General features: G+C 65.0%; 4 protein-coding genes. 2 read left to right on the top strand and 2 right to left on the bottom strand.

What is annotated here, in order from left to right; all coding sequences use genetic code 11:
• Positions 1–94: 94 nt before the first annotated feature.
• On the top strand, positions 95–376 hold the full coding sequence (locus EOA24_RS30695) for a hypothetical protein (RefSeq protein ID WP_126082022.1): 282 nt from the start codon (positions 95–97) through the stop codon (positions 374–376).
• Positions 377–380: 4 nt separating this feature from the next.
• Here EOA24_RS30695 and EOA24_RS30690 read toward each other — a convergent pair whose 3' ends face one another.
• Positions 381–956, bottom strand: a complete 576-nt coding sequence (locus tag EOA24_RS30690) for a TMEM175 family protein (protein WP_126082023.1) — start codon at positions 954–956, stop codon at positions 381–383.
• A 157-nt stretch (positions 957–1,113) separates the two neighbouring features.
• On the opposite strand from EOA24_RS30690, the gene EOA24_RS30685 reads away from it, so the two are divergent.
• Positions 1,114–2,304, top strand: coding sequence for an MFS transporter (locus EOA24_RS30685; protein WP_126082024.1), 1,191 nt, complete (start codon positions 1,114–1,116; stop codon positions 2,302–2,304).
• Positions 2,305–2,307: 3 nt separating this feature from the next.
• On the opposite strand, the gene EOA24_RS30680 is transcribed toward EOA24_RS30685, so the two are convergent.
• Positions 2,308–3,686, bottom strand: a 1,379-nt coding sequence (locus EOA24_RS30680; RefSeq protein ID WP_133374688.1) for an MATE family efflux transporter, incomplete at its 5' end; no start/stop codon positions are given.

Raw genomic sequence — 3,686 nt, 5'->3', positions numbered from 1 at the left:
ACTTACAGTCGCAACGAGTTGACGACTACAGTCGCAACGGGTTGACCATCGCTGCGCCTGCCGCGCATGCTGTCCTGAAAAAGGAGCTCGGCATTTGACCGACTGGATCGGAATCCTCAAAGAGCAGACCGCCAATGGCGACGAGATGGGCCGCGAGGTGCCGAAGATGCTCGCCAATCCCGATATCAGCGAGACGCAGGTGAAAACGCTGTTCGCGGCGCTGGAGAAGCAGGCGGATTTCGCCGAGAAGCTGCGGCTGGCGCTGGAGAAGTTCGGCCATGACTTCGCGATCATCAAGGCGGCCGAGCGGCTGGAGGAGCGCTATGCCGACCTTGCCGCCTCGGTGGCCGAGAAGCTGAAAGCGATGCGGAAATAGGTTTCTATTTTTCGATCAGCCTCTCGAACCGTTTGTCGGGCGCAAACCAGATCGCCGCCACAAGCACGTAGATCGCCACGCTGATCCATTGGTTGAGAAAGCTGAGCAGGACGGCGGCGATGTAGAGCGCCAGAGAAATCTTGCCCTTGCGATCCTGGCCCACGGCCCTGGCGAAGGTCGTTTCGGCGCCGTGCAGATGGCGCAGCTTGATGACCAGGATGTTGTAGGCAACGGCGCAAAGCGCCAGGTCGAAGCCATAGACGGCGACCGGCACCGGGGCGAAGTGGTTCTCCCCCATGAACGCGGTGGTCACCGGCATCAGCGACAGCCAGAACAGCAGGTTCATGTTGGCCCACAGCACGCGCCCGTCGACGCGTTGCACGGTGTGGAACATGTTGTGCAGGTTGTTCCAGTAGATGCCGACATTGATGAAGGAGAGCACGTAGCAGAAGAAGACCGGCCACAGCGGCAAAAGCGCGGAAAAATCCTCGCCATGCGGCACTTTCAGCTCCAGCACCATGATGGTGATGATGATGGCGACGACGCCATCGGTGAATGCCTCGACCCGTCCCTTGCCCATGATTCTTCCCTCGCTTTGCGTCGACGTTAAGGGAGGATGCCGCGGCTGACCATCCTGCCAGAACTGTCAGGAGGAGATTCGCAGGGTGGAACGGCGCCATTATGTAGGCGTTGGGCTTGCAACCCTCGGAGGTCGCCATGACCGCTACGCTCAAACCATGACGCGTGACCATGAGCTTGGCGGGAGGACCGCGAAGGCCGCCGTCGCCGCCATGATCGCCGCGCTTTTTGCCGGCAGCACCGCGTTGACCCCGCTCTACATCATCTACAAGCAGACCTTCGGCTTCTCGCAGGTCACGCTGACGCTGGTTTACGCCGTCTACGTCGTCGGCAATCTGGGGGCGCTGCTGTTTTTCGGCCGGGTGTCGGATGTGATCGGCCGCCGTCCCGCCGCGCTGGCCGCGATGGGGGTTGCCGTGGTCAGCGCGTTGTTTTTCCTCTTCGCCGAAAACCTCGCCTGGCTCGACATCGCCCGCATTCTGAGCGGGCTTGGCATAGGCGTCGGCGCGGGCGCGGGCACCGCCTGGCTGGCCGAGCTGATCGAAGGCAAGGACAAGTCGAGCGCCGCTATCATCACCACCAGCACCAACTTCATCGGTCTCGGCGTCGGCGCGCTCATGGCGGGGCTGCTCGCCCAATATGCGCCCTGGCCGCTCAGGCTCACATTTGCCGTCTATCTCGTCCTGCTTGCGTTGGTGACCGTGCTGATCTGGCGCACGCGGGAAACGGTCTCCAGTCCGGGGCGGCTCTCGGATGTCTCGCTGCGGCCACGGCTTTCGGTGCCCGACAATATCCGCGCGCAATTCGTGGCGCCGGCGGTGACCGGCTTCGGCGCCATGGCGCTTGTCGGCTTTTATGCCGCGCTGGCGCCGAGCATTCTCGCGCAGCAGCTGCACGTGACCAATCATGCCGAAGCCGGCGGGCTTTTTTTCGAGCTGTCGATCGTGTCGGCCATCACCATCGTGGCCACCGCCCGGCTTGCTAGCCGCTCCACCATGCTTGCGGCGCTCGTCCTGATGATCCCGGCTGTGGCGCTGGTCGTCGCGGCGCAAATCTACGCCTCGATGGCACTCATGATCGCGGCGACCGCGGTCTGCGGCGCGGCGGCGGCGCTCGGCTATCGCGGCGGCCTGCAGGTGGTGAATCAGATCGCGCCGGCCGACCGCCGCGCCGAGGTGGTCTCGGTCTTCTTCATCTGCTGCTTCTGCGGCAACGCGCTGCCGGTGATCGGCATCGGCGTGCTGTCCAGCCTGGCCAACGCCACCGCGGCAAGCCTGGCCTTTGCCGGCATGATCATCGTCTTCTCGCTGGTGGCGCTCGGTTTCGGCGCCAAATACGCGCGGCAGTAGATCTCAGCTGGCCGGTGTCTCAGGCGCAAGATTGGCGCGCTGGCGCGGCACGCCGAGGCCGGTGTCGGGCGGCTCGCCGGCCGCCGGCCGGCCCTCGATCATATGCGTGGTGCGCCAGCGGCCGAGGCGATAATAGGCTGCGGCAAGCACCAGCGAGGCGATCGAGCCGGCCGGAAAGCTCCACCACAGCGCCTCCTGGCCGATGACGCTGCGCATGAAATAGGCAAAGCCGGTGCGAATGAACAACACCGAGATGATCAGGATGATCAGCGGCGGCATGACGGCGCCGGTGGCGCGCACCGTGGCGAAGAGCACGATCGTGATGCCGAACAGGATGAACGACCAGGACGCCACCCTGTTGATATGAGCGGCAATGTCGATCGCGGCGCTGTCGTTGCTGAGGAAGAGGCTGAGCACCGGGCGGTCGAAGACGAAGAGCAGCGCCACCAGCGCGCCGGTCAGCACCAGGTTGAAGCCGACCCCCGAAGCCGCGACCTTGCCGATGCGGTCCCAGCGGCCGGCGCCGACATTCTGCGCGGCCATCGAGGAAACCGCTGCCCCGATCGCCAGCGCCGGCATCTGGATATAGGTCCAGAGCTGCGCCGGGATGCCGTAAGCGGCGGCGACCTGCGAGCCGTAGGAGTTGACGATGCCCATCACGGTGAGCGCCGCGGCCGAGATGACGATCATCTGCAGGCCCATCGGGATGCCCTTGAAGACGACGATGCGCAGCAGCGCCGGGTCGGGCCGCAGCAGAGCGAGATCGGCGCCGGCCAACCGCAGCGGGTGCTTGCGAAGATAAAGCACGATCAGGATGGCAATGCCGCTCACCGTCTGGCCTATGAGCGTCGAGGTCGCCGAGCCGGCGATGCCGAGCTCGGGGAAGGGGCCGATGCCGCGGATCAGCAGCGGATTGAGCACGACGTCAAGAACGACCGCCAGCGCCATGAAGAAAAACGGGGTTCGCGAGTCGCCGGCGCCGCGCAGCACGGTCATGACGAAGGACAGAAGGTTCATCATTGGCACCGCGACGAAGATGATGCGCAGGTAGCTGCGCGCCAGCGGCAAGGCGTCCGACGGCGTGCCGAGCCCGGTGAGGATAGCGTCGACCCAGATCCAGCCGCAGACGGCGAACACGACCGAGACCAGGAAGAAGAAGGTGGCGCTGGTGCCGACGATGCGCTTCGCCGCGGGCAGATCGCGGGCGCCGACGGACTGCGCCACCAGGATGGTCGCCGCCATGCCGATGCCGAACACCGTGCCGAGGATCAGGAACAGCACCAGATTGGCGTTGGAGGTCGCCGTCAGCGCCGCCTCGCCGAGGAAGCGGCCGACCCAGACCGCGTTGATCGAGCCGTTGAGCGACTGCAGCACGTTGGAAC

It is taken from the genome of Mesorhizobium sp. M2A.F.Ca.ET.039.01.1.1 (assembly GCF_003998035.1).
GTDB lineage: Bacteria > Pseudomonadota > Alphaproteobacteria > Rhizobiales > Rhizobiaceae > Mesorhizobium.
Note: the sequence above shows the minus strand (reverse complement) of the source record. Positions and strands in the feature narration are given on the sequence as shown.

Coding starts and splice junctions, on each gene's coding strand:
- EOA24_RS30690 (WP_126082023.1), bottom strand. CDS start 956: ATGGGCAAGGGACGGGTCGAGGCATTCACCGATGGCGTCGTCGCCATC.
- EOA24_RS30685 (WP_126082024.1), top strand. CDS start 1,114: ATGACGCGTGACCATGAGCTTGGCGGGAGGACCGCGAAGGCCGCCGTC.